Origin of the sequence: Mesorhizobium sp. M7A.F.Ca.US.011.01.1.1 (genome assembly GCF_003998295.1) — a bacterium.
Lineage (GTDB): Bacteria > Pseudomonadota > Alphaproteobacteria > Rhizobiales > Rhizobiaceae > Mesorhizobium.
This window is the reverse complement of sequence record NZ_RZRT01000030.1, coordinates 1-24,749: the sequence shown is the minus strand read 5'-3', so window position 1 is coordinate 24,749 and position 24,749 is coordinate 1. Positions and strand designations below refer to the sequence as shown.

The following is a 24,749-nucleotide window of genomic DNA, read 5'->3' as shown; positions in this document are numbered from 1 at the left end:
GAAGACAACGGCAGACAACAAGTCGAAGCGAGGCGCCGCCGACCGTCGGCAGATTGCTGGCGGTGAAGGCTCCGAGGTCAATTCCTTCGCCCGCAAGCAACGGCATCAGCAAAGATCAGGCCGAGGCTGATGAAGCGGGGCGGCTCCGTGACAACTTATGGCGGCGCGCAGAAACTAAAGAAATAGGCCGCGGGTCGGGGATGGCGGGTCGGACAATTCGTTTTGGTGAGAGACCAATTCAGTGAGCAAGTCAGCGTCGCGTCGCCTCACAATCGGAGGATCTTCAACTCAGACCGGCATGCATCCAAGCCATCTCATTCATGGCGCTACGGGCAAAGCCGCCCTATCTGGCTACTCTGCAACTGACCGAACCGATGGGGCAGCCATGTGCAATGACTACGAGCAGCATATCGCCTGGGCTGAATATTGCAGGATGATGCAATCGCTGGCGCTCGCCATTCCCTCCCGTCAAACTGAACTGGATTTGCCGCAGGCGGACGACATCCGCATCAGTGATCCCGCCCCGATCATGCGCGCCGCCGGCGAGACCATCGAACTCACGCGCATGACCTTTGCCTTTCCACCCTCCGGGCCCAAAGGCGGGCCGGTCTTCAACTTTCGCTCGGACGGACGGAGTTTCGCCAACAGCAAGCGCTGCCTTATTCCGGCATCAGCTTTCTTCGAATTCACCGGAAAGAAGTCGCCAAAGGCGAAGCATCGCTTCACCCTCAACGGCGCTCCGTTCATGGCCATCGCCGGACTGTGGCGGGACGGCGAAGGCAACAAGCCGCCCACATTCGCAATGCTGACGACTGCACCCGGGCCGGATGTGGCGCCTATCCACAATCGCCAAATTGTGGTGCTGCGCCCGGAGGATTGGGCGGCATGGATCTACCTCACGAAACCCGAGGTGGAGCTGTTGAAGGCCCTGCCTGCCGGCTCGTTGGCGGTAGAAACCGTGCGACAAGGAAGCGACTAGCTCAGATGCCGGTGCGTTTTGCGGGAACCCGGAAGATTCTTGGCGGCATCGCTGCGGCTATTGTGACTCCTCGAGATCGCGGCTCTCGCCAAAGCATCAGCACCTCGTTGTCACTGATTGCCGAGTGGCCACTTCAGCCATCAGCGACGCTTGGCTCGTCGGTGCGCACGAAAGGTATCGAGCGTGAAATACGTGCCCGCCTGCCATGGGCGGTGAGAAAATACATCACAGCCGAGACTGGCCGCATGACATTGCGGATGCGCGAAGACGATGCCGAAGAGTTCGAGGCCGCCTCCAACAAGCTCGCCAAGATGCTGGAAACCATCGAAGTACTCCCGGTCCTGCCAAGCGAGGCCGAGGACATCCTCGCGATCACTTCGCGAGAGCGTCACAAGTGGCTGAAAGACGGACGGCTGCAAAGCATTGGCACCCGCACCGTGAAGATGCGCGGTCGATCCAAGGCCGTCACCTTCCACGTGTTCGATCCCAAGCACATAGAGGACATCCTTGATCGTGATCTGCCAAGCCTTTGGCGCGAAGAGGACGCGCAGCAAGTTACAGAGAACAGGCGACGCGGTGCCGGCAAGGCTGCCCTCACGCGGGCGGGAAAGGGTAGCGAGAAGGTTCGCGGTGCCGGGAATAACCCCAGAGATGACGCTCTCGGGCCTAAGTTGAAGGGCTGGGACGCGTTCGACGACGAGGGCCTGCTCCGCTAGATCATCTTGAAGGAGCGGTGAACCGTTCGGCAAAGACAGTGGGTGTCGGCTTACCCGGAAGGCCGGGATCTGAGCAGGCTTCGCAAGCAAGCTGCCGGCAGTATCAATCCTGGTTTCGAGCGCTACAGCAGCACAGGATACCGGAAACGTTCAGAAGCGTCAGGATTGCCGAAACCCAGGCGTTAGTGGATGCTCCGTACCCAGAGGAGTGCCCCCATGATCGACGTCACAAAACACTACGGCAGCGACGGGATCGTTGAGCGCATACTGGCCGCGATCCCCGACCCAAAACCCGATGGCCTCAGTGCCGCGCAATTCTATCCGTTCGACCAGCTTCACGGCCGCGAGCTCATCGCCACGCAGGACCATGGAGCTCGTCTTGCCCCCTCGCCAACCGATCGGATCCTGGATATCGGCAGCGGCATCGGCGGCCCGGCGCGCTTCCTGGCCGCCACCTATGGCTGCCAAGTCGAAGGCGTCGACCTCACACCTGCCTTCGTCGAGGCATCCGGCCGACTGACCACGCTCAGCGGCCTTGGCGACAAGGTTCGCTCCCACGAAGCCGACGCGGCGAAACTGGCCCTTTGCCGACAACACATTCGACGCAGCAATCTGCTTCTATGTCGGCATGAACATCGCCGACAAGGCCGCCGTCATCGGGCAGGCTTTTCGCGTTCTGAAGCCGGGCGGCAAACTGATCTGGACCGAAGCCGTGCTGGCTGGCGGCGAACCAAATTACCCCTTGCCCTGGGCGGTTGGGCCGGTAACGAGCCACCTTGTTGACCGGGATACCCTGAAGACCCTTTTCGCCGACGCGGGCTTCCATATTGACGAAGTCATCGACGAGACCGGCGAACATGTCGAACTGGCGATGCAAAGGGCCAGTTCCGACATCATTCCTTCGCCTGCGCAACAGCAGGCCAATGAAATCGTCCTCGGCACCGAATTCGTGCAGCGACGCAAGAACTATATCCGCAGCCTGTGTGAAGGCAAGCTGGCGTCGCTGGCCGTCATCGTCTCACGCAGCTAAATTTATTCCGGGAGTGCGGCCCGGCCATCTCTCCGAAAAGCAGCTCGTCCCAACCAAGCCTACCTGAAATCTCGCGTCTTCACCTTGATCTGTTCGATGTGCAGATAGGGATCGATGATGTTCCGCGGCCGCGGCCCCTTCGGCAGTCCACGCGGATCAGGCGTCGGACTGCCGTGATGAAACTCGTCACCGCGCCCATGCGGCAGCGGGAAGGCAGCATCCCGATCACCAACGCTCGCCAGATCGGCGGATAGATCGCTGAGCCGATGAGCGACGAGATGAACCACCTCGCCTTCCCGCTGAACGCGCCCATGGACGGCGATCATGCCGGCGCCGAGCACGACGCGGCGATATTTCTCGAACACCTTCACCCAAACGACCAGATTGGCGATCCCAGTCTCGTCTTCAATCGTGATGAACATCACGCCCCTGGCCGAGCCGGGGCGTTGACGGACCAATACGAGTCCAGCCGCTTCAAGCCATTGGCCATCGCGCGCCTGCATGGCCTCGCGGCACGAGACAATGCGCCGGCGACGCAGGTCGGCGCGCAGGAAGGAAACGGGATGGTCACGCAACGTGAGCCCGACATGCCCGTAATCTTCAACGACCTCCCCCCCCGCTGTCATGGCGCGTAGCATGACGCCCGGTTCCTGGATCTCCGGCACCGTTTGCTGCTCGCGGCTGGAGGCGGCCGAAAACAGCGGCAACGGGGCGTCGCGCAGCGCCTTGATCGCCCACAGGGCCTCACGCCTCGCCAACGACAATGAAGGTTGAAACGCGTCGGCCTGGGCGAGTTCAACCAGCGACGCTGCGCGAACGCCGGCCCGGCGCCATAGATCATCGATGGAGGCAAATGGCCGGTCGGCACGTGCGCCAACTATGGTTGCCGCGTCTGCGTTGGCCAGCCCGCGGACCATGCGCAGGCCAAGGCGAACGGCAAACCGATCCTCGTTCTCTTTGGGTTCGAGCGTGCAGTCCCAGCGCGAGGCGTTCACACAGACCGGACGCACCTCAACACCGTGGTCGCGGGCATCGCGGGCGATCTGCGCCGGTGCGTAGAATCCCATCGGCTGGGCATTGAGCAGGGCCGCACAGAAGACATCGGGGTGATGACATTTCATCCAGGAGGATGCATAGGCGATCAGTGCGAAGCTGGCGGCATGGCTCTCTGGAAAGCCATAGCTGCCGAAGCCTTCCAGCTGCTTGAATGTCTTTTCGGCGAACTCGCGCTCGTAACCATTCTTGACCATGCCGCCGATCAGCTTGGCGCCGAAGCTGGAGACGCCACCGGTGTGCTTGAAGGTCGCCATGGCGCGGCGAAGCTGATCCGCCTCACCAGGCGTGAAGCCGGCGCATTCGATCGCCACCCGCATCGCCTGTTCCTGGAACAGCGGCACGCCCAGTGTTTTTCCGAGCACTTTTTCCAACTCAGGCTTGGGATAGACGACGTCTTCCTTGCCTTCGCGCCGGCGCAGATAGGGATGCACCATGTCGCCCTGGATCGGACCGGGCCGCACGATCGCCACCTCGATGACCAGGTCGTAAAAAGTTCGCGGTTTGATGCGCGGCAGCATCGACATCTGGGCGCGGGATTCGATCTGGAAGGTGCCCAGCGTATCCGCCCTGCGGATCATCGCATAGGTGCGCGGATCCTCGGCCGGGATCGTCGCGAGATCGAGAGTGATGCCCTTGTGCTGCGCCAGGAGATCGAAGCCGCGCTTCATGCAGGACAGCATGCCGAGCGCCAGCACGTCGACCTTCATGAACTTGAGCGCGTCTATGTCATCCTTGTCCCATTCGATGACCTGGCGGTCCTTCATCGCGGCCGGCTCGATTGGCACCAGGTCGTCCAGCCTGTCGCGGGTCAAGACGAAGCCACCGGGATGTTGCGACAGATGGCGCGGCGCGCCGATGAGCTGCTTGGCGAGGTCCAACGCCAGGCGCAGGCGGCGATCGCCGAGATTGAGATTCAGCTCCTCGGCATGCTTGGATTGAACGCCTTCATCCGACCAGCCCCACACCTGCGACGACAGCATCTTGATCAGGTCTTCAGGCAGCCCCAGAGCCTTGCCGACGTCCCGCAAGGCGCCTTTCGACCGATAACGGATGACGGTCGAGCACAGTGCTGCATGCTCACGGCCATAGGTGTCGAACACCCATTGCATGACGATTTCGCGCCGCTCATGCTCGAAATCGACATCGATATCGGGCGGCTCGCGGCGTTCCTCGGAGACAAAGCGTTCGAACAGAAGATCGTTGCGGTCGGGATCGATCGAGGTGATGCCAAGGACATAGCAGACGGCGCTGTTGGCCGCCGACCCCCTGCCCTGGCAGAGGATGTCCTGGCTGCGGGCAAAGCGCACGATCGCATTGACGGTCAGAAAATACGGCGCGTATCGCAGCTTCTCGATGAGCTGCAATTCATGCCTGAGCGTGGCGACAACCTTGTCCGGCACACCTTCGGGAAACCGCTCCATCGCGCCTTCCCAGGTGAGTTTTTCCAAGGCTTGCTGCGGCGTTAGGCCCGGCAGCATGCGCTCCTCGGGATATTGATAGGCGAGCTCGTCCAGTGAAAACCGGCAGCGCTCGGCGATTTCAACCGTCCGAGCGATCGCCTCGGGATGGCGGCCGAAAAGACGAGCCATTTCTTCCGGCGGTTTCAGGTAGCGGTCGGCATGCCGCTCGCGCCGAAACCCGGCACCATCGATCGTGACATTGTGGCGGATGCAGGTGACGACGTCCTGCAAGATGCGCCGTGACGGTTCATGGAAGAGCACATCGTTGGTAACAACCGTCGGCACGCCGGCCTCTCCGGCAAGGTTGGACAGTTCGTGCAGCCGCAGCGCGTCATTTGGGCGGCGAAACAAGGTCAGGGCCAAATAGGCTCGATCGCCGAATGCCTGGTGTAGCCGCCGCAGCCAGAGCGAGCATGTGTCATCAGCCTGATCCGGAATGAACACGGCAATAAGGCCTTCGCCATAGGCGACAAGGTCTGCCCAATGCAGAAGGCATTTCGCCTTGCCGCCACGCTTCTTGCCCAGCGACAGCAAACGGCAAAGCCGCGAATAGGCCGCGCGATCGGTTGGATAGACCAGGATGGAAATCTTTTCCGCCAGATCAAGCCGGCAGCCGACGATCAGCCTGACGCCGGTTGCCTTTGCAGCCTCGTGAGCCCGAACAACGCCAGCCAGGCTGTTGCGGTCACAGATGGCAAGCGCCGGCAGGGCCATGATTGCGGCCTGCGCAAACAATTCCTCGCAGGAGCTGGCGCCGCGCAGGAAGGAAAAATGCGAGGTGCACTGGAGTTCGATATAGGACGCAGTCATCCGAAGATGCCATGCAGGAACCAGCGATGCGAACCGGTCGCGGCATCCTCGCCGTCGCCGGCGCGATAGATCCAGAACCGCTCGCCGGCCTCGTCCTCGACCTGAAAATAGTCGCGCACGGCGGCAAGCTCGGCATCACGCTTCCACCATTCGCCAAAGACCCGCTCGGGGCCATCGGCGCGCTTGACCCGTCGGCGGATGCCTCTCCAGGTAAAGCTAGCCGGCGGATGATCCGGCAGCAACGCTATCGCCTCGATGGGCTCCGGCACGGCAAACAGACGAGCCGGCCGCGGCCAATGATCTGGCCATGCCTGGCCGGTTTCGGCCGATGCCGGCGCCACGCGCCGGAACGATCGCTCGGGCACGTCGCTTGCCACGGGGGTAAACCGATACAGCTTCTCCTCGCCGACACGATTGCCGAGGATGTCGATCAGGTCTGAGATGTCAGCGTCCGGTTGCTCGATGAGTGAGGAGATGGTCTGCTTGGGCGTCAACGGCTCGGCCATGGGTGCGGACAAGCGCATCAACTCGATGCCGAAACCCGGATCGATCTTCTCGATCTTGTCGCATAACAAACGCGTCAGCCGCTTCACGTCGCGGACCGGCAAGGCAGTGCCGACGCGAATGGCTTGGATGCTGTTGTCGACCCGGTAGAACAGCAGGTCGAGCCGCCGGGCGCCAAGGCCCTTGGTCTCCAGCTCGACACATAGCGCTTGAACAAGCTTGCCGATGTAGCGGGCGATCGTCTCGGCCGCACCGATGGGTTCGCCGAAGGCTCGTTTTACCTCGACCACATCGGCTGGCCGCACGGGTTCTATCGGTTCGGCAAGGCGTCCAGCAGCCTGGTCAAGGCGACGACCCAGTTCCGGTCCGAAGCGCAGGGTCAGTGGCCCGCGTGGTTGCTTCAGAAGCTCGCCTACTCTGTCGAAGCCCAAAACCCGCAGACCGCTGACGATCGCATCGGGCAACCGCAGTGCCGCGATGGGCAGAGGAAGGATCGCATCACAGGTTGCATTGACAGCGACCACGCTGACGGTCTGCCGCACGTAGCGCGCAACGGCATGAGCGGCACCCCAGCTATCGGCAATCGCTGACCGCGCCGAGAAGCCGACCTGGCCGAGACGCTCGACCATATCGGCCAGCATCAACTGTTCGCCGCCATGAAGGTGATCGGCGCCAGTGGTCTCCATGACCAATCCGTCCGGAGTATCCACAGCGGCGATGGGCGCATAGCGTCTCAACGCCCATAGCGCCAGCCGCTCCAATGCCTCCGCGTCGGCATCGGGCTCGGCGTCCATAACCGCCAGGCCCTGCACGAGGGCCTGTGCCTTCGTCGCGAGCATTCCGACGCGCAAGCCTGCTTCTATTGCCGCGCGATCCACCGCAGTCACCAGTCGACGGTTGCCTTGCCGCCCCACTGTCACCAAAGGCTTATCCGGTGGCGGCGAGACGTCGCCCAATTTCCTTCTGAGCCGGTCGGTCGACCAGTTTGGAAGGAAGAGCGAGACGACCCTTGGCATCACAAGCCTCCACTTCGATATCGAGTGTTTCCCCTCCACGAGATCTGATCAGTTCAAGTTGCCATCGCGCCCGGCCAACGCCGGGCACCGGCAGCGCTTGCGACGGCAACACGGAAACCCGCCAGCGGGTGACAGAGGCCGTCGGCTGCCCGAAATCGACGGCTTCGGTCTGGCGGCGCCAGCGGCGGATGGCGATGCCTATCGCGCCGGAGCCTTCCGATGCCAGTTGCAACCGGCGCGAGGCAGTCATGGACAGGCGCGCCACTTCCGCGACCACAGCTCCAAGCCCGACATGCCGCAGACCTTCCTCGAAGCAGGCGAGCAAGGATTTGTCGTCACCGGCTTCGACATAAACCACCCGGTCGGGATGCAGTCCGACCTGGGCGATTGCCGGCGCAAACAGATCCTGGCGCGTCACGCACCACAGCACCTTGCCTTGGGTCCTCGCTGCAATCCCGGCTGCAAAAAGCGACGCTGCGGCGCCATCGATCGCTCCATTGCCGCCGCCGGCAACTTCATGAAGTGCGCCAAGCGCCACACCCCCGCCTGGCAGATGACTGTCGATAGAGGAGATACCGAATGGGAGCACCGCTCTTTCGCGCGCATTACCGCCTTCGAGACGCGAAATGCGATTTCGAAGATCGGATATGGCAGCGTTTGGCGCCGATGCACTCATTTGTCCCCTGAACGCGAAATGCTAATGATATGTTCCTCATTTGTTCTCTTCCTAATGAAGAGTCAATGGCGTGGTGAGGTGGCGCTGCGGAAGAAATGTTTGTCGCGACCGCCCCCGGGACACCGGCAGAACCGTTTGCCAACAGACGAGGCGTCGAAGGCCACCTGTCCTGTTGGATGTTCGCGCCGGCGGCCGACGGCGCCCAAAAACGGCGTATACCGCAGTCCTGCGCGCGACAATGTCCGCAATTGCGGACATTGTCGCGCGCGGGATGGAGGAAATTCGCGCCGCCGCGGGCGGTTAACAGGACAGCCGTAGGAGCGTCAGCATAGCGCCGGCCGCAGGACGGGACGCGGGACCGACTGTCCCCGTCGGAGGGGTCCGCGTGTAGACCATCAGGAGTCTATTGACACCTTTGTTCTTATTTTGTTCACTACAGGGAGGATCGATACAGGAGGCGAACCATGGAACTTCGCTTGAACATTGAAGGGGCAACGCCCGAGGAACTGGCACGCGGGGTCGCGGCAGCCGAAGCAGTCTTCGCACGCGCCGGCATTACGGCTTTGCAAGGCGCGGAAGGTTTATTCGCGTTGGAAGGGTGGGATATCAAAGGCTTTCCGGAAGACGACCAGCCAACCGAGAACGAGGGCCAGGCTGCTTCGGCCTGGGAAGAAGCCGACGAGGCTGCGACAATTGCATGTTGTGCGGGCTGGCCGCAGGACAAAGTCCCGCACCATCAGGTCATGGAACTGATCGACGTTCCCCGCACGAGATTGCGAGCCGAGGCGCTTTCGGACACGTGGCCGGCGCGCAAGCAGCTCTATCCTGACGTCGTCAAACGGCTTGAGGTTACAGCCGGTCCGGACCGCCAGATCGATTTCGATATTGCCTTCGTTCTTGGTTGGGTGCCCGAGCGGCCGACGCAGGATCGGGTTGAGCCGCTTTCGGAAGATGGCGACCCTATCCCCTTCTTCACCAGCGACCTCGCCCAGGTTGAAGAAATGGCTCGCAAGGCGCTCAAGGGCTGGACGATCGAGATTGACCGGGATCCCTATGATGCCCACGTTTTTGATCCTGCAGCCAGCGAAGACGATGAAGAATTGCGCATGGCGGCATGGCGCGATTTCGACGGCTCCCTGCTTATGGAGAAGCCACCTGCAAATGCTGCAATTGCACTGACCCTGGCGATGATGCGCGGCCAGTCGATGCATTTCGAATAGACGGGTTACACGGCCATCGTCGATCGATCGTGCTTGGCCACTCCAAGTCGCACGCCGGATGGCCAAAAGCCCGACAAGCCCACACCGCATCCGAGGAGAGAACCATGTCAGAAAAACCACCCTATATGCCGACCGGCATTGGAATAGGCATGATGAGCGACGACTTAGCCAAGGTCGGCGTTCTGATATTCGAAACGGCGCAAGGGAACTTCGACTTCGCGGTCAATCTGCAGGCAGTCGATGTCCTCACCAAGGCAATCAATAAGATCGAGATGCATCTCCGCTCCGGCCGGACGCACTGAGTGTACGATGTGCCAGGTCAGAAAAAGCCGAAGCCAGGAGCTTCGGTAGATCACGCAGGGACGAGGCGTATCGTGGCGGGCGTCGCGAATCCGTTGTCAGTCGCCGAATGGCTCGGCTGGAGGAAACGCTCGGAAGCCAGTGCTCTCGCGCACAACTCGCGGCGCCGGGTTGACGGACTGCCGCTGCGATCGATCACGACTTGCTCACGCTGCATGCCGGCGGTAGTAAAAGACGCGCCCAATGGTGGGCCCGGCGATGTAGCGCTCTCCGCTAACATCGTTCCCGGATTTGGGAGGGCCGGCTAAGTCTTGGTCAACCAATTTCGACAGGACAGCCGTCAATCTGGATTGCCAGTTTGCCGTCCAACGCGACCGAAGTTCTTCGCCCGCTGGTTCGCGCCGGATCATCCCTCCGTCTCCTTCTGCGATGATCGCGACGCGTGGCGTGCGTCACCGCTCTTGCCCTCGACCCTGCCGTTATCCTGGCCAGCGAGCCCACACCTAGCTGCCGCCGCTTAGCGATCGCTCAAACCAGGTTGTCGTGTTGCCGTCGGGGTGCGTTACCCTGATCCATCCGCCAATGTCAGGCTCTTCGGCGTACGGGATGGTTACCGGTCCCCACATCTTCGCGGCTTCCACAACATTTTCGGCCTGAATCTCGGCACGTTCCACGACTCTGCCGTCGCGTATCAGCTCGACGGTGAAACTCTGCATAGGTCGCCTCCTGCCGCCACGACGATACCCCTATCGCTACCCGAGATGAAAAATCATGGCTGTTTCCCGCCAGAAGGAATCGCTTGCCAAGGTGCTGATGCAGGAAGGCGGCAATGTGCAGAATAGGGGCGCTTCGGCATTTTAAGGTTGGCCAGCCACCCACAGATAAAGAGGGAGACGCTTAGCGAGCAATCTCGAACGCGGCCTCCTTCGACTCGGAGAAAAGTATGCACCATCAAAGCCTGGGATCAAACACCTAGCCTGTCGAAAGCTGGCGGCCTTTTTAGCATCAGCTTGACGAGTTAATTGCCCCAAACCAGTTCGGTGTGTGAAAAAGCGAGGAGCAGCTATGAAAAAAGCCTATGAAAAGCCGGTCCTGACGAAGCAGGGAATTCTTTCCTCAATCACGGCGCAAGTCATCGAGTCGGGTCTTTCTGCGACTGAGCAGGTCTTTTGACCACTGGAATCCCGCTGGCACCGGCTGGCGGGTTTTTCGTCTTTCAGGCGTGGATTAGGTCCTAACCGACAAAAGGTGCTACATGGGCAATGAAAAATGCCCGCCCAGCGTACGTTGTCTACGCACCACCGCTGATCGGCCTTCCGTTCCTGGCTGTGATACTGGCTCCGGATGGGACGACCGTCGCAATGCCCTTTGACACCGCAGATGAAGCGGCCGCCCACAACAAGGTGATGGCGGTTACAGACCAATCCGGTGCGATACGGCAATAAACGCAAATGATAAACCAGGACAATAGGAGAACCCGTCCGTGAAACTGCTACGCACCGCACCGATTGTCATTCTTGCCTTTGCTTTGGCCCTTACGGCTTGCGCCAACACCGTCCGCGGCGTCGGCAGGGACGTCAAATCGACGGCCAACGCAGTCGACGACACGGTCAACAAACCCTGATGCAGAGGACCGTCACGGTTATCGAGAAGACGACAGGCCGCGTGATCGGAGCACTGTCGATCGATATTGCCCTGCAGGATCACGAAGCCTCCGATGATCAGTATCTCACCAAGGCCTTCGAAACCGCTATGGACAGCGGCCTTATTAGTGATGCCGACAAGCATGCGGTTGAATTCCGGCTTGAATAACGTCGACGTTGCGACGGCTTTCTGTCGCGCATCAGGCATTGTGGTTGCATCGTTTTGCACCTCAGCCATCCAGCAGGGGTGTACCCACCGTTTAGTCCAACTATCCCTAGGCACGGCCCGCCGCTGCTATGAATGGGGCGGCGGGTTTTGACGCGTGAAGCAGCCGCCGCTCCTCATAGCCACTCAGCAGAGCAAGTCGGCGTTTTGGTAGGCGAACACTCTTCCGTTGCTCTCGTCGGTCACCTCAAGAAAGTCGTTTTCGGATCGGGGGAGCGTCACGCGCCTTTTCGTTGCCTGTTCGGCTGCACAATAGGACGTCGGAGCCTCTGCACGATATTCCCCGCTATCACCTGGCCCGCAGGGATATTCTCGGATTTGATACGACACGGTCAGCCCCAGGGTCCGAATCATGCATTAGCGATATCTAAGGTTTCCCTTTTGGCGAGGCGGGGTGTACTTTAGTACCGCTGGGTGATCCTAGCGACCTACACTGCCCGCTGCCGAGAGGTGGCGGGCCTTTTTGTTTATGTGTGGAACGCCGAAATCCAATGAGAGTTGGAATGCCGTCACCGTCCCTTCCGTGGAGGCGATGATGGCCATGGACGTACAGCCGTGGTCGGCCCGCTCGCTGCTTCCTCAGTGGGCGGGCCATCTCGCGGGTCGCTCACCGGAACAGCTGGTGCACCATGCCGTCGACCTCAATACACAAATTCGAATACGATCCGGAAACCAGGGTTCTCTCAGTGTGGTTTGTAGCGAGTGGCAGGCAGTACGACTTTCTGGACGTACCGCTTGAGACCTTCACCGCGTTCAAAGCCGCCTTCGCCAAGGGCCGCTATTTCAACGACCACGTTCGCAATCGGTATCCATTCCGGCTCGTGACATAGGGCTCCAGTTCCAACGGCTCGTGTTGGGGCTGATCGTGCCAAGCGACCTGGCGGAAGTCACGCATGTCGAGCCGCTGGCCGCATACCGGGCAAATCATGAAATTCTCTTGATCGTCGGCAGGCTCGCCGTCGTGCTGCTCGCCAAGGATCGGCGGGCCAAGGTCGGATAGTTTCGTCATAGCTATCAAACATTCAAATCGTCTAAAATGTTCCGGAACCATTTTAGCGATCGCTAATTGAATCGCACTATGCGAGTCAGCGCATGCCTCTGAAGTTCATCAAGCCCATGGAACCCGAGCTGGTCGACACGCCACCGCAGGGCGACGAATGGCTTCATGAGATCAAATTTGACGGGTATCGCACTCAGATTATCAAGGATGAAAACGGGATCCGGCTGTTCACCAAGAACGGATACGATTGGACCGGCCGCTATATCGAACTTGCCGGAGAGGCGGAGGCGATCGAGGCGGAAAGTTTCATCATTGATGGCGAAACAATCACGGTCAACGAGGCCGGCCTGTCCGACTTCCACGCCCTGCAATCAGCCGTCACCCGCCGTAAGCCGTCGCGCGACCTGTATTTGGTGGCGTTCGACCTCCTGCACCTGAACGGGCATGATTTGCGCAACATGCCGGTGGAAGACCGCCGCGAAATCCTGCGGGCACTGATTCCAGCCGTCGGCCGCATTCAGGTCAGCAAGGCCATGCCTGGCACAGGCGACGCGGTTTATCACCTGGTCGACAAGGCGGGGCTCGAGGGCATGGTCTCGAAGCGAAAGGACAGCATCTACCGCAGCGGGCCGACGATGAACTGGCGCAAGATCAAGTGCTATGCCGAAAAGGAAATGGACATCATTGGCGTGCAGCGCGAGGCCGGAAAGCCCGCAATGGTGCTCATGGCCGACAAGGGCCAATATGCCGGCGGCGCGTTCGTTGCCTTTAAAGCCGACAAGCGTCGGCGACTATGGGATCGTGTTCAAGGGAAGGTCGGGGGACCAGTTCCGATCGGTCTAAAGAAGGAAAAGGCCGAATGGCTGAAGCCTGGTCTCGTCGGCCGCGTCAGGTTCCTGAAGGGCGAGGAAAGGCTACGCCATGCGAAGCTGCTCGATTATCGAGAGGAGGAATGACTAACGCTTGCGACGAGGGCTCCCCCTGCGGAACAGAACCGTGTGCCTGGCGTTGTGCGGAACATCGGCACGTCTAGGAGAAACGGCATGGTGGCGCCACGCGCGGTCTGGAAGGGATTTCTGAGGGTTGGTTCCGTGTCATGCGGGGTGAAGATAGTTGGTGCCACAAGCGAGGCATCCAAGATCCACTTCAAGATTTTGAACCGCAAAGACGGTTTACCCGTCAAGAGCGCTTATGTCGATGAAGAGACCGGCGATGTTGTCGAAGCAGAGGATCAGATTAAAGGCTATGAAGCGGACAAGGACGATTTCATCCACGTCGAGCCGGACGAGATCAAGAAACTGAAACTGACGTCGCAGCATACACTTGACGTCGATTCCTTCGTTCCGGTTGCCGAGATCGACACACGTTATCTGGAAAAACCATACTACTTGATCCCGGCAGATGGCGCCTCCCTGGAGGCCTTTGCCGTCCTGCGCGATGCGATGGCCAAAAAGCGCGTCGCGGCACGCTCCTGCGTCGTACTCTATCAGCGCGGGCGCGAAGTGTTGATACAGCCCCTTGGAAAAGGGATGTTGCTGACCGAGCTACGGACCCACGATGAGATGACGTCGGAAGAGACCGTCTTCGACGATGTAAAAAGCCCAAAATACGATTCGGATCTGCTCGAAATCGCGGGGCTCCTTATCGACAAGAAGGTGACGAAGTTCGATCCTTCGAAATTCGAGGACACCTACGAGGATGCGTTAATTGCCATGATTGACGCCAAACGCAAGGGCAAAAAACCCCCGAAACCGGCGCCGAAACCCAGGGAGAACGTGGTCGACTTGGCCTCAGTTCTTCGAAAGAGCCTCGCCAAGGAAGGCATCGGCCAAGATCGGCCAAAGGCCAAGAGCCGCAAATCGGCATAGTTAAAGAGAGCAATCACCAGCAAGTCCAGTGCTTTTGGCACGCTCGCGTCATGGCTTCCGCCAAATTTCACCGGCTCGTCGCACGGCAATTCCTCCTTCAATGAGGTCGAGACGCCCCGACCGGACAGCGCGCTTATCGGTCAGGCGATACCGAAGCCTAGGGACCGCCGGTTCAAACATACTGCTCATCAGCTTCACAACTCTGGTGCGCTCCGGTAGTCGGCCAGCCCAACAGCAGAGATCGCGACGCCGTCTGGCCTGTCAGTCAAGAGTTTGCCACAGCAACGAAAAGCGATTGTCCCTGCCGAGCGATACGGAACAGTATTGGCTTTTTCTGCTGACGGGATTTCGCCCATTCCTCGCGGACGTCGGACGGCTGGGTCATGTTTCGGTTGTTGGCCGACACGATAACGTCGCCTGGCCGGATGCCGCTTTCGGCTGCAAGACTGTTCGGAGCGACATCCTGGACGAACACGCCCATGGTGTCGGCTTGCAGGCCGAGTTGCTGGCGCGCTTCGTCCGGAATGGCGCTCAGCGATAGGCCAAGGCGCTGGTCCTCAGTCCCCAGGCTTGGAATGGCACCGGTCTGTTCCTCCTGATCCCTGCGTTGATCGACAGTCAGCGACAATTCCTGGTTTGTGCCGCCCCGGTTCGTTGTCACGGTCACTTTCGATCCCGGCTTTTGGCTTGCTGCCGCCAGCGTCAGGTCATGGACGCCTTGGATGTCCTTGCCGTTGAACCGGGTGATCACGTCGCCGGACTGGATTCCCGCTTTCTGCGCCGGGCTGCCAGCCTCGACCGAGGCAACCAGCGCTCCCTTGGCGCCCGGTATTCCGAGCGCCTCGGCAATGGAGGGCGTGACCTCCTGAAGACGCACGCCGATGAAGCCGCGCTCGATGCGGCCAGTGCTGATCAGTTGGTTGACGATAGTCCGAGCTGTGCGCGATGGCACCGCGAACCCAATGCCTATGCTGCCGCCTGACGGCGACACGATTGCCGTGTTGACGCCGATGACTTCGCCGCGCGCGTTGAACAAAGGGCCTCCCGAGTTACCTCTGTTGATCGAGGCGTCTGTCTGCAGGAAGTCGTCGTATGGACCGGCCTGGATATCGCGAGAGCGCGCAGAAAGGACGCCGACGGTGACGGTGCCCCCGAGGCCGAAGGGACTGCCGATGGCGATGGTCCAGGCCCCTGGTTGCATTGCGTCCGAATCCCCCCAGGCCGTCGCCGTCATGTTGGGCCGAGGATCGACTTTCAATACCGCGATGTCAGTTGCCGGATCGCGGCCCACCACCCGCGCAGGCGCCGTCTCCTTGTCGGAGAACACGACATGAATCTCAGTTGCGTCGGCGACGACATGGTTATTGGTGACGATGTAGCCTTCGGGACTGATCACAAAGCCGGAGCCGAGTGCTTCCCGCACCTGGGGCTGGATACGCCCTCCCCCGTCGAAGGGATTGAGAAAGTCGTTGAGCGTCGTTTGATCCTGGATGATCTGCCTGGTCGTGATTGCGACAACCGCTGGCAGCTTCTGACGCACGATTGCGCTGAAATCGTTCGGAATTTCCTGTGCGGTGGCCGGAGCAAGGCCGCCACTCGAGAGCATCAGGGCTCCTGTGATCAAGCCAATGGACAAGTTCCTAGAGAGGTAAGACATGACTGGTTCTCCTGCCGGATTCGGCCTTCGAGTTCGCCAAACGTCAGAACTGAGATTCTCGCCGATTGTTTCACCGGCCCGATAAAATGGTTCTGAGGCGTTGACGACGGGAATGTGACCCGTGCCGAGCCATTGAAACTTGCTTGAGACGTTCCAAAATTTCGTCTGGCGGGAATCGCCAGAGCCGCCACACTCAAACACGCAGGAGATTTTCGGAAGCGGAGAACCATCAATGGAAGCAGCCATTTCGACCCATTTTGCATCGATTGAACCCGTGGCCCCTGATGTTTTTCTGGATCGCTTGCTGCATCCGGCACGGCATTTCAAACATCCCCACGACGTTTTGGCCGACGTTGCCTTGGACGTTCAGGAGAAGCGGGCCATCCTTTCGTCATGGGCGTCGGATGCCTGCGCGGTAGAATCCGTGCCAGCGCTTCGCATGCTGCCCGGGGCGGGTGAACCGGTCAGCTTCGACGCGATCATGGATGCGTTGCAACAATTGGATCAATCGGACGAGCTTACCGGTCCTGACGGCAGTGACAGCGCGGTAGTGGCCGCGTTCGTACCATTCGTCGATCGGATTTAAGCGCGACGTAATTGTTCTTGGACCATGGGCCCGTCGGCGAGTGACCCCGCCGGCGGGTGGCATGGGTGCGTTCGCCCAGATTGCCGCTGAAAATTTTCCTATTCTTCCTCTTGAAGGTGCAAGTCGCGATTCTAAATTGATGGTCGCCGGTCGCCCAATGGGGCCGGCAAGACCAGGAGGCGGCAAGGCTCTTGGCGCCTCCTATGATCCATGTTGCTCAAAGGAGGATGTGGTTATGAACGTCGATTTTACCCCCCTGTACCGGTCCAGCATCGGCTTCGACCGCATGGTCGACATGCTTGAAAGTGCGAGCCGTGTGGCCTCGTTCGACAACTGGCCGCCCTACGATATCGCCAAGGTCGGTGATGATGAGTATCGCATCACCATGGCGGTCGCCGGTTTCTCGCAGGACCAGCTGACCATCACTCACCAGCCCAACATGCTGGTTGTGAGCGGGTCGCAATCCGGCCATGAGAACGGCCAGTATCTCTACCGCGGCATTAACGGGCGCGCTTTCGAGCGTCGGTTCGAACTGGCCGACCACGTGAAGGCCGCTGGAGCCAGCCTTGAGGACGGGCTGCTGAGCATCGATCTCAAGCGCGTGGTTCCCGAGGAGATGAAACCGCGCAAGATCGAAATCTCCAGCGGGGCTCCCATGCCGAAGATTGAGGCGCCCAAGGTAGAGGCCGGCAAGCTGGCCGCCTGAGCAATCCACCATGAAGACTTCCGCTTGAGCCGGGCGTCCCGCCCGGCTCAGAGACCTACGAAAGGAGAAAGACAATGAGCGTACGTGACTTGATCCCATGGGGCCGGGGCAACGGAAACTCGGCGCCCAGTCTCTTCCCTGATGGAGATCGAGACCCCTTCGTCTCCCTCCACCGGGAGGTAAACCGGTTGTTCGATGACGCCTTCCGCAGCTTTGGCACCAGATCACCGGCCTTCGGTCCCTCTTTCGCCGCCAGTTGGCCGAGTGTCGAAATCTCCGACACGGACAAGGAAGTCCGTGTGACCGCGGAAATCCCTGGCCTGGACGAGAACGACATAGAAGTCCTGCTGGAAGATGGGGCGCTCAAGCTTAAAGGCGAGAAGCGTTCCGAGACCGAGGACAAGGACCGGCAGTTCTCCGAGCGCTTCTACGGTCGCTTCGAGCGCCTCATTCCGCTCGGCTACGAGGTCCAGGAAGACAAGGTCAACGCCGCCTTCAAGAACGGCGTGCTGACCGTGACCTTGCCCAAGACCGAGCGGGCGCAGGCGAAGGCCAAACGGATCGCGATCAACGGCAAGAACTAACGCATGGCAGTATGGGTGGCGGCCCTTACGGCCGCTGCCCGTACGACCCTTCATAATCGGGAGGGAAAGGCAATGGAGACAGTTCATAGCAGTGACATCAGAAACCCAACCAGAACCTCCGTCCGGCCGGACAATGACAATCGGCCTCGTCTCGATGAGCCGGCTTTGTCAATGGGGCGATCACTGTTTCCGGACGGCGCGACGGCGCGGATCTACCAGCCATGCCGCTCGGCCATGACCTCCGCAAAGCCCCGGAAGGACTGGCGATTGGTCTTCGAACCTCGCACAGCCCCGTTCATCGAGCCGCTGATGGGCTATACGGGCGGCCGGGACACCCTGACCCAGGTTGAACTGAACTTTCCGACGCTGGAAGCGGCGATCCGTTATGCCGAGCGTCAAGGCCTCAACTACGTGTTGCAGGCGGCACCTCCTGCTTCCCAGGCCAAGGTCAGGAGTCAGCATGTATTGGAGGAGAAACAGGCCTTTTCCGACGTGGTTTGGCAGCGGCTGCAATTGGCTTGGCTTCAGGCAAGCCGTGGTTATGGCGCGGGTGCACAGGCAGCGCACATACAGACGGTGCTTTCCGACCCCGAGACATTCTACACCTCTCCGATGGAGGTAGTGGATGATCCGGTGCTTTCACCCGACGAGAAACGCGCTCTGCTCAAGAACTGGGCCTGGAACGAGTACCTGATCGACCTGGCCACCGCCGAAGGCATGCCGGAAAATGCACGCCCGACGCGATTGGACGAGGTCGAACTCGCTTTGCTGGCCTTGGAAGCCCGAAACCGGGGCTTCCAGACTCGGACCAGCCCGGTGCACTCCCGGATGGCCGCATGATTGGAGGACCCACTGATCGTCTTCGACGCCCCACGGACCATCCCGAACCCCTTCGTGCTGAGTGCGGCAGCAGGGCGGCCCGCGCGCATTAGCGCGCGCCGCAGAGCCCGGCTTCCGGCCAGCCCGAAGAGCCGGCCGCATCTCGCATTGAGTGAGATTGCCCGCAATGCTTTCGAACTCAGGAGATCGAACCCTTCCTCCTGACTGGATCGATCTCGCCGAGGGACTGCGTCCGTAGCAAATCCGTGCAGCCTGATCATAGCCGCTGGCGGGTCCGGATTTTCCGGGCCCGCTCTTTTCTTCGCGAGACCGCAATCGATGCTGCCCCGGTTTGGCGACCTATATCCCCCACCTGTGTGGAGTGACCGCAATGGAAATGAATAACCGAAAACATAGTCCAACATTAGTAGTGGAAGCGCCTTTGGCTGCGCTGATGCTGCTCTTCCAGTACATCTACACTGCTACGCAGCACGTGACGCGAACTTCCCATAGCCGGTTCGAGGCCCTGCTACGCGACGGCAAGATCGCTGACGTGCAGGTGGTGGCTCGAAGCCCTGCGGACTGAACCACACCGCGCCGCCAGCGGGATGAGGTGCCACGGCGATACGATTGCCAAGAGGCTGCTGCGCTCGGCCGGCCACTTCTCTCTTGAACTGAAAAGTGGCATTTCCAATATCCTCTCTGTGCCGAGAAGACGTCACGCAGACCGACATATTTTGCCGAGGAATCATCCTGCGTCACCCGAAGAGGCACAAGCGTCGCTTTAGGGATTGAAGGGAGGTCACGATGGAAAGCGCTACGTTCAAACAGCCGATTTTCGTCCGAGATGACAGTTTCGTCATCAAAAAGATCGGTTGCGTCATGGATGCCATAGAATTTCTGGAAGAATGGCCGGTCGAAAGGCGCGGCCTTCTCCACGGAGCGGCCTGTGATACGTGCTACTCGGCGTATGATGGTCGCAGGTCGGTCGAGGCCGCGCACAAGACGTTTGCGACCTGGGCACGCAGGGTGGGGGTGATCGAAGACATTCCCGTGGCGCCGCCTTGGATGACAGGGCCGAAGATTAGCGGTGCAGACGAACTTATAGAAAGTGACCGTTAAAACTCTCTGCGGCGGCAATCATACCGCCGCAGCAAATTACGCTGCATGGCTGGCGCTACGAACAGGATGCTCCCATCTGCTGCCGACCAGACATTCGGATTGGCCTGTATCGGTCGAGGGGGCGTCAATTTCGTTCCGGAGGTAGTCGCCGATGAGCGCGATATAAACCAAGGGCAGCGGTGCGAGCTGGGACAAAAGCCCGTCGCCCTATCTCGTCTGCGTTCCGGCTGCAAGCAGTGCGGGTCGATGTCGGCCCCCTCACGACGTCGCCTTCAGCGCGCGGATCACTGCGGCCACCGTCTTGGCATCAGCGCCCCGGCCGACGCGCATCGCGATGCCGTCGATCTCAAGCTCGATCATGCCGGCATCTCGGATGGCTTTCCGTTTCCGCTGCTTCGGTGAATGCCTGGCCCAGGCTCCGCCGTTGCCACAACCGCCGGCACGAAGGCAGGAGAACCTTGCTGCACCGAAGCGGCCTGTTTGCGCGCTTCGCGGCGCCAGGCGAAGACCTGCTGCGGCCTGGGGCCATACCGGACGGGCGGGCGACCTCGGAACGCCGAAGGTTGCCGCTCCGGGTCAAGCGTAAGGTCAAGTCCAGACACAAGCCGATCTCCAATCTCAATACACGATCGGCAACCTCACAGATCGCGACCACTCCCGAAAGGTGGTCCCGAAACACCGGTTGCATTCCAGCATGAAGGGTTTGTTGCTGATTTAGGTCTTGTTGCTGCCCTGGATGAAATAACGCCGCCCCGGGAGTGCGCCTATGCGTTCGAGGCGACGTTCCTTCAGTACGAAATCATGCACCAGGGCTGCCGCGGGAATAAGCCGAAGGCGGGTAACGATCGCCCTGCCGACCCAATCGTGCCAGGCAAACGCCAGGCCTGACATCTAGCTGGCCGCGCGCAGACGCCGAGAGCGAACAAAGGCCTTTAAGCCATTGGAATCCAACGCCTTCCCAAAAGCATAACCCTGCAGTATGTCGCAGCCCAACCCCTTGAGTACGCGGGCGTGCTCCATCGTCTCGACGCCTTCCGCTATGACCTCGATACCCAAGGACTTGCCGATTTCGATGATCGACGAGACAACCTGCCTTCGTTGCGGCGATTCGACGATTGGGATGACCAGTTGCCGATCTATCTTCAGTCGGCGTGGCTGTATCTTGAGTAGGCTGACAATGGAGGCATAGCCCGTACCAAAATCATCTATCTCTATATCAATGCCCAGTTGCTTGATTTGATCGACATTCCAGGTCACCAGATCATCGTTTTCGTCAAGGAAAATGGACTCAACAAGTTCGAACGAAACCGTTCCCTTCTTGATATTCAGTTCTCTCAAGCTCTTTATAAGTTCTTCATCTTGGAGGCGCCGCGCCGAAACGTTGACTGATACTCGCGGTATATGAAGGTTCGCGGCAGACCAGTCTTCAAAATCTGAAAGCGCATGGTTCAGTATGGTTCGATCGATCATAGAGACGACATTTAGTTCCTCTGCAATCCTGAGGAAGACATCCGGCGCTAGAATACCCTTGTTTGGGTGCCTCCATCGCGCAAGCGCCTCGACACCGACAATTTCGAGCGTTTTTGCGCTAAACTGGGGTTGGTAGAAAGCGATGAACTCATTGCGCTCGAGGCCACCGAGAACTTCATCGGCAATCCGCTTCGTGTCGACAATTTCGCTTTGCATCGCCTCAGTGAAGAATTCGTATCGATTGCGCCCGCGACTTTTCGCTCGGTAAAGCGCGATGTCGGCGTTCACCAGCAGGTGCTTGGCTTCGGTGTCTTTTCCGTTGTCGACCGCAATTCCCACGCTGACACCAAACCGGCATCGGTGACTGTGGTAGTAGACGGGTTCGCCCATCTGGCCGATGATGCGGTCAGCCAGCACCGCCAGTTGCTTGATATCGTCATGCACCGTGCACAGTACGACGAATTCGTCTCCTCCGATCCGAGCGACGAATCCCCCATCCTCGACCTTGGACCGGAGGACGGCAGATGCGTGTACCAACATCGCGTCACCTGCGGCATGGCCAAGCGTATCGTTGATGTGCTTGAACCGATCCAGGTCGATGTGAAGCAGGGCCGCATGGCCGCCGTCGCGCTTTGCGTTTGCTGCGTACTCCTCCAGCACCTGGTCGAGGTAACGGCGGTTGGGCAAACCAGTCAGCGAATCGTGAAACGCGATATGCTCTATATGTGCCCTGGCCGTCTCGAGTTCGGCGTTTTTCGACTCGGACAGCTGTTTTGCACGAACCAGATCGCTATTCAGCAAAACGTCGGCTGTCACATCCCATTCCGCACCAATCATTTTGAGCGTCTCGTTTGGGGCCTGGTATATGGCCGCCTTGGATCGGACATGACGAACCTCGCCATCCGGACGAACAATCCGGTATTCCGACGAATATGTTCCGCGGCTGGCCACAGCGCGGTCGAAATCTGCGTTGGCGCTAGCTAAATCCTGGGGGTGAATTGCCCCAGCCCAATCCAAGTAGCCGCGAGGCCCCCCATCGCTGGGTTTGCCGTATATTTCGTTGACGCGATCGTCCCACGACAGGTCATTGGTCGCGAGATCGTGTTCCCAAACGCCAATAGCCGACGCCTCCAGAGCGAGTTCGAGGCGTCTCGACAATCGACGCAGTTCCGCATAATTGCGCTGTCTCTCGCCAATCAGACGACCTGTGACCAAGAATGGGATCACAACCAGCGCCCCGGCCGCGGCCATGATCGCGCGCAAGAGCCACGCGTTGCCAGGTGTCGAAGGCCAGCCGTTTTTGGGGATGGCCGCTATTTGCCAGGAACCTGACGGGAGCAGAACTTCGGCCGTTACTGGATTGCTTCGGGGGACGCCCAGATCGCCGAAGAATTGATCTCCGCTCGGGCCGAGGGCGTCTTTACCGATGAGCGCAACGTCAATCCCGAGATCATCGTCAAACAGGCCGCTCGCCTTGTAAAGGCGCTGCACGTCAACAACGGCGGAAATGATGCCCCAGAATCTTTCAGTATTGCCCGCGCTCGGCACAAAAACTGGAAAACGGCCGATGAAGCCTTGGCCGCCCTGCTTCAGATCAACCGGGCCGGCAAGAATCAATTTGCGCTCGTCTCGCGCCCGCAGCGCGGCGTTACGCTGCCGATCGTCCTTACGGTAATCGAGGCCCACGGCTTTCTCGTTGCCTTTTAGCGGGTACATCAAGGAAACGACCAGATCGGGTGCGCCGGCAATGTTGTTCAATTGCGAGCTCTCGCCAAACAGATTACCCGCGAGCGAGGCGAAGCGTTGCTGTCCCATGTAGGGTTCAGTCACGACCGTCGCGACCAGCCCATGCACAAGTTGAAGGTTTCCGTTGATATTCCCTTCCAGCTTGGCTCGGATCAGATTGACCTTGGCTAGGACATCCGCGCGGACGGCTTGGTCCGAAACGATTTTGTTCTGGTGCTCCGCATACGCCGCGCTGATGGCAATAACCAAAACCGCCACTGCCGCCGGAATATTTGCCGACGAAAACACGGCATCCTTTATGCCGCCTAACCTAGCGCCGGAAAGAGCCAATAGGGTGAAAACCCCCTTGTGTTATTCAGGTTCTCGGATCGACCTGCCCATGGGACATTAGCTTTCATTAATTAATTTTGAACTTCACAGTCCTGAAAACTTTGCACTGTCCGACCGCTGAGGTCGTTCTGGCGCGCCGCCGGAGCGGTTGGAACCAGCCGCCGCTCAATGAGGCAACGTATCGGCTGGGGACGATTCCGGGGTTGTGGCAATCGTGCTCGGCGATGACAATGCAAAACCGAATTAATAGTAGAACTAGTGGCCCTCAATCGCTTTGGGAGCAACAAGGTATGGTATCTTGCCGACGCTTCGCTTCGTCGCGCCAATGGAATAGGCCATTGGGATCTTGGGCGAGGTGTTTGGCAAGCCGTACATATCCTTGCCTGCCCTCATTGCAAATGAAAAGTGCTGCCACGAAACCATGTCATGCTCATTCAGAAAATCGAGCGTCAGCCCCGCTGAAATCAGCGCGTTCACCACATCGCTGATCGGATGGATCCACTCATAATACCGAGGATGCTTCAAAACGCGGTCGTCGCCGGTATAGGTCCGTTCCTCGTTCCATGCGAGCGGTCGAGCTATAGGCGTTCGCCAATCGTGCTTAAACTCCAGCGCCGCGGCCTTACGATCACACTGAAACATCAACGGATGGCCCTCGGCCATATAGAGCCGGCCGCCTGGGCTCAGGAGATCGGCAACGACCCGCGCCCAGCGGAACACATCGTCCAGCCAATTTACCGAACCCCAGGTAACATAAGCAATGTCGAAGGTCCGGCCGAGCGCTTCGACTGCCTCGAATAGTGGCGCTTCCACGAAGCGCACGTCAGTGCCTGCCTTCGCCGCGAAATCGCGCGCAGCTGCGATCGCGGTCGGTGAAAAGTCGAGGCCGGTCACGCTGCCCGCGCCGAGATTCTTCAAGCTGATCGTGTCGAGCCCGATATGACATTGCAAGTGGACGATATCCTTGCCGACAATATCACCCACCTCGCCCGTTTCCAATTCATAGAGATTGGATCCGCCTGCCAGCACATTTTCAATCTGGTAGCTGCCGGTCGTATCGGTCGAATGCAGTTCAGCCCGATCATCCCAATTTAGGCGATTTGCTCCAAGAAACGGTTCCAAATTCCCCCCTATTTCCAGCGGCGACTGACGCTTAGTTAACAAGTCGTTAATATACCTTTGCGCAGAAAGAGTCGCGCGTCAATGTGGGCCAACGGGTGGGTGG

Annotated in this window: 25 protein-coding genes and 1 pseudogene; 19 read left to right on the top strand and 7 right to left on the bottom strand. The window is 59.7% G+C overall.

Features of this window, described 5'->3' with window-relative positions; translation table 11 throughout:
- The first annotated feature begins 385 nt into the window (after positions 1-385).
- The 4 genes and pseudogenes from EOA13_RS23455 to EOA13_RS38855 all read left to right on the top strand — a co-directional run bounded on the left by EOA13_RS23455 (position 386) and on the right by EOA13_RS38855 (position 2,725).
- Positions 386-979 (top strand): SOS response-associated peptidase family protein, encoded by a 594-nt coding sequence (locus EOA13_RS23455; RefSeq protein WP_127296077.1) that lies wholly within the window; start codon positions 386-388, stop codon positions 977-979.
- A 5-nt stretch (positions 980-984) separates the two neighbouring features.
- Positions 985-1,695, top strand: a complete 711-nt coding sequence (locus EOA13_RS23450) for a hypothetical protein (protein WP_206535308.1) — start codon at positions 985-987, stop codon at positions 1,693-1,695.
- A gap of 189 nt (positions 1,696-1,884) precedes the next feature.
- Positions 1,885-2,226, top strand: a pseudogene (locus EOA13_RS38860) (methyltransferase type 11); the annotation flags it as partial.
- A gap of 4 nt (positions 2,227-2,230) precedes the next feature.
- On the top strand, positions 2,231-2,725 hold the full coding sequence (locus EOA13_RS38855; RefSeq protein ID WP_245490460.1) for a methyltransferase domain-containing protein: 495 nt from the start codon (positions 2,231-2,233) through the stop codon (positions 2,723-2,725).
- A 59-nt stretch (positions 2,726-2,784) separates the two neighbouring features.
- Here EOA13_RS38855 and EOA13_RS23440 read toward each other — a convergent pair whose 3' ends face one another.
- The 3 genes from EOA13_RS23440 to EOA13_RS23430 are packed head-to-tail and all read right to left on the bottom strand — an operon-like array spanning position 2,785 to position 8,247.
- Complete coding sequence (locus EOA13_RS23440; protein WP_127296076.1) at positions 2,785-6,051, bottom strand: error-prone DNA polymerase; 3,267 nt, start codon at positions 6,049-6,051, stop codon at positions 2,785-2,787.
- Entirely contained in the window at positions 6,048-7,571 is a 1,524-nt protein-coding gene (locus EOA13_RS23435) for a DUF6504 family protein (RefSeq protein ID WP_127296075.1), read from the bottom strand. The genes EOA13_RS23440 and EOA13_RS23435 overlap by 4 nt, the downstream gene beginning before the upstream one ends.
- Positions 7,483-8,247 (bottom strand): ImuA family protein, encoded by a 765-nt coding sequence (locus EOA13_RS23430; protein WP_127296074.1) that lies wholly within the window; start codon positions 8,245-8,247, stop codon positions 7,483-7,485. Before EOA13_RS23430 ends, EOA13_RS23435 begins: the two co-directional genes overlap by 89 nt.
- Positions 8,248-8,810: 563 nt before the next feature.
- On the opposite strand from EOA13_RS23430, the gene EOA13_RS23425 reads away from it, so the two are divergent.
- Positions 8,811-9,467 carry a hypothetical protein gene (locus EOA13_RS23425; RefSeq protein WP_245490459.1) on the top strand — a complete coding sequence of 219 codons (657 nt, stop codon included), beginning with the start codon at positions 8,811-8,813 and terminating at the stop codon, positions 9,465-9,467.
- Between the two features lie 104 nt (positions 9,468-9,571).
- Positions 9,572-9,769 (top strand): hypothetical protein, encoded by a 198-nt coding sequence (locus EOA13_RS23420; protein ID WP_127296072.1) that lies wholly within the window; start codon positions 9,572-9,574, stop codon positions 9,767-9,769.
- 501 nt (positions 9,770-10,270) lie between these two features.
- On the opposite strand, the gene EOA13_RS23415 is transcribed toward EOA13_RS23420, so the two are convergent.
- Positions 10,271-10,483, bottom strand: a complete 213-nt coding sequence (locus EOA13_RS23415) for a hypothetical protein (protein ID WP_127296071.1) — start codon at positions 10,481-10,483, stop codon at positions 10,271-10,273.
- A 349-nt stretch (positions 10,484-10,832) separates the two neighbouring features.
- Between EOA13_RS23415 and EOA13_RS23410 the strand changes: the two genes are divergently transcribed.
- The 7 genes from EOA13_RS23410 (at position 10,833) to EOA13_RS23380 (ending at position 14,504) form a co-directional block, all read left to right on the top strand.
- Entirely contained in the window at positions 10,833-10,940 is a 108-nt protein-coding gene (locus EOA13_RS23410) for a putative RiPP precursor (RefSeq protein ID WP_127296070.1), read from the top strand.
- Positions 10,941-11,250: 310 nt separating this feature from the next.
- Positions 11,251-11,391, top strand: coding sequence for an entericidin A/B family lipoprotein (locus tag EOA13_RS23405; protein ID WP_127296069.1), 141 nt, complete (start codon positions 11,251-11,253; stop codon positions 11,389-11,391).
- The gene (locus tag EOA13_RS23400; RefSeq protein WP_245490458.1) at positions 11,391-11,579 is read left to right on the top strand and encodes a hypothetical protein; all 189 of its coding nucleotides are present in this window, start codon (positions 11,391-11,393) and stop codon (positions 11,577-11,579) included. The genes EOA13_RS23405 and EOA13_RS23400 overlap by 1 nt, the downstream gene beginning before the upstream one ends.
- Before the next feature lie 686 nt (positions 11,580-12,265).
- Positions 12,266-12,466 carry a KTSC domain-containing protein gene (locus EOA13_RS23395; protein ID WP_164780261.1) on the top strand — a complete coding sequence of 67 codons (201 nt, stop codon included), beginning with the start codon at positions 12,266-12,268 and terminating at the stop codon, positions 12,464-12,466.
- Positions 12,467-12,501: 35 nt separating this feature from the next.
- Positions 12,502-12,636, top strand: coding sequence for a hypothetical protein (locus tag EOA13_RS39415; protein ID WP_281040874.1), 135 nt, complete (start codon positions 12,502-12,504; stop codon positions 12,634-12,636).
- A gap of 92 nt (positions 12,637-12,728) precedes the next feature.
- Positions 12,729-13,592, top strand: a complete 864-nt coding sequence (locus EOA13_RS23385; protein WP_127296068.1) for an ATP-dependent DNA ligase — start codon at positions 12,729-12,731, stop codon at positions 13,590-13,592.
- An 87-nt stretch (positions 13,593-13,679) separates the two neighbouring features.
- Positions 13,680-14,504, top strand: coding sequence for a Ku protein (locus tag EOA13_RS23380; RefSeq protein ID WP_127296067.1), 825 nt, complete (start codon positions 13,680-13,682; stop codon positions 14,502-14,504).
- 265 nt (positions 14,505-14,769) lie between these two features.
- Here the strand turns inward: EOA13_RS23380 and EOA13_RS23375 are convergent, their stop codons facing one another.
- Positions 14,770-16,407, bottom strand: a complete 1,638-nt coding sequence (locus EOA13_RS23375) for a Do family serine endopeptidase (RefSeq protein ID WP_245490457.1) — start codon at positions 16,405-16,407, stop codon at positions 14,770-14,772.
- On the opposite strand from EOA13_RS23375, the gene EOA13_RS23370 reads away from it, so the two are divergent.
- From EOA13_RS23370 to EOA13_RS23340, 6 genes are all read left to right on the top strand, one after another.
- On the top strand, positions 16,394-16,747 hold the full coding sequence (locus EOA13_RS23370) for a hypothetical protein (protein ID WP_127296066.1): 354 nt from the start codon (positions 16,394-16,396) through the stop codon (positions 16,745-16,747). The two genes, EOA13_RS23375 and EOA13_RS23370, sit on opposite strands and share 14 nt — an antisense overlap.
- Before the next feature lie 229 nt (positions 16,748-16,976).
- Positions 16,977-17,453 carry an Hsp20 family protein gene (locus EOA13_RS23365; protein WP_164780274.1) on the top strand — a complete coding sequence of 159 codons (477 nt, stop codon included), beginning with the start codon at positions 16,977-16,979 and terminating at the stop codon, positions 17,451-17,453.
- Positions 17,454-17,527: 74 nt separating this feature from the next.
- Complete coding sequence (locus tag EOA13_RS23360; protein ID WP_127296065.1) at positions 17,528-18,037, top strand: Hsp20/alpha crystallin family protein; 510 nt, start codon at positions 17,528-17,530, stop codon at positions 18,035-18,037.
- A gap of 72 nt (positions 18,038-18,109) precedes the next feature.
- The gene (locus EOA13_RS23355; protein WP_127296064.1) at positions 18,110-18,877 is read left to right on the top strand and encodes an NADH dehydrogenase ubiquinone Fe-S protein 4; all 768 of its coding nucleotides are present in this window, start codon (positions 18,110-18,112) and stop codon (positions 18,875-18,877) included.
- A 370-nt stretch (positions 18,878-19,247) separates the two neighbouring features.
- Positions 19,248-19,442 (top strand): hypothetical protein, encoded by a 195-nt coding sequence (locus EOA13_RS23345; protein WP_127296063.1) that lies wholly within the window; start codon positions 19,248-19,250, stop codon positions 19,440-19,442.
- A 221-nt stretch (positions 19,443-19,663) separates the two neighbouring features.
- Positions 19,664-19,978 (top strand): DUF982 domain-containing protein, encoded by a 315-nt coding sequence (locus EOA13_RS23340; protein ID WP_127296062.1) that lies wholly within the window; start codon positions 19,664-19,666, stop codon positions 19,976-19,978.
- An 891-nt stretch (positions 19,979-20,869) separates the two neighbouring features.
- On the opposite strand, the gene EOA13_RS23335 is transcribed toward EOA13_RS23340, so the two are convergent.
- On the bottom strand, positions 20,870-23,524 hold the full coding sequence (locus tag EOA13_RS23335; RefSeq protein ID WP_245490456.1) for an EAL domain-containing protein: 2,655 nt from the start codon (positions 23,522-23,524) through the stop codon (positions 20,870-20,872).
- Between the two features lie 255 nt (positions 23,525-23,779).
- Complete coding sequence (locus EOA13_RS23330; RefSeq protein ID WP_127296061.1) at positions 23,780-24,646, bottom strand: class I SAM-dependent methyltransferase; 867 nt, start codon at positions 24,644-24,646, stop codon at positions 23,780-23,782.
- Positions 24,647-24,749: the final 103 nt, after the last annotated feature.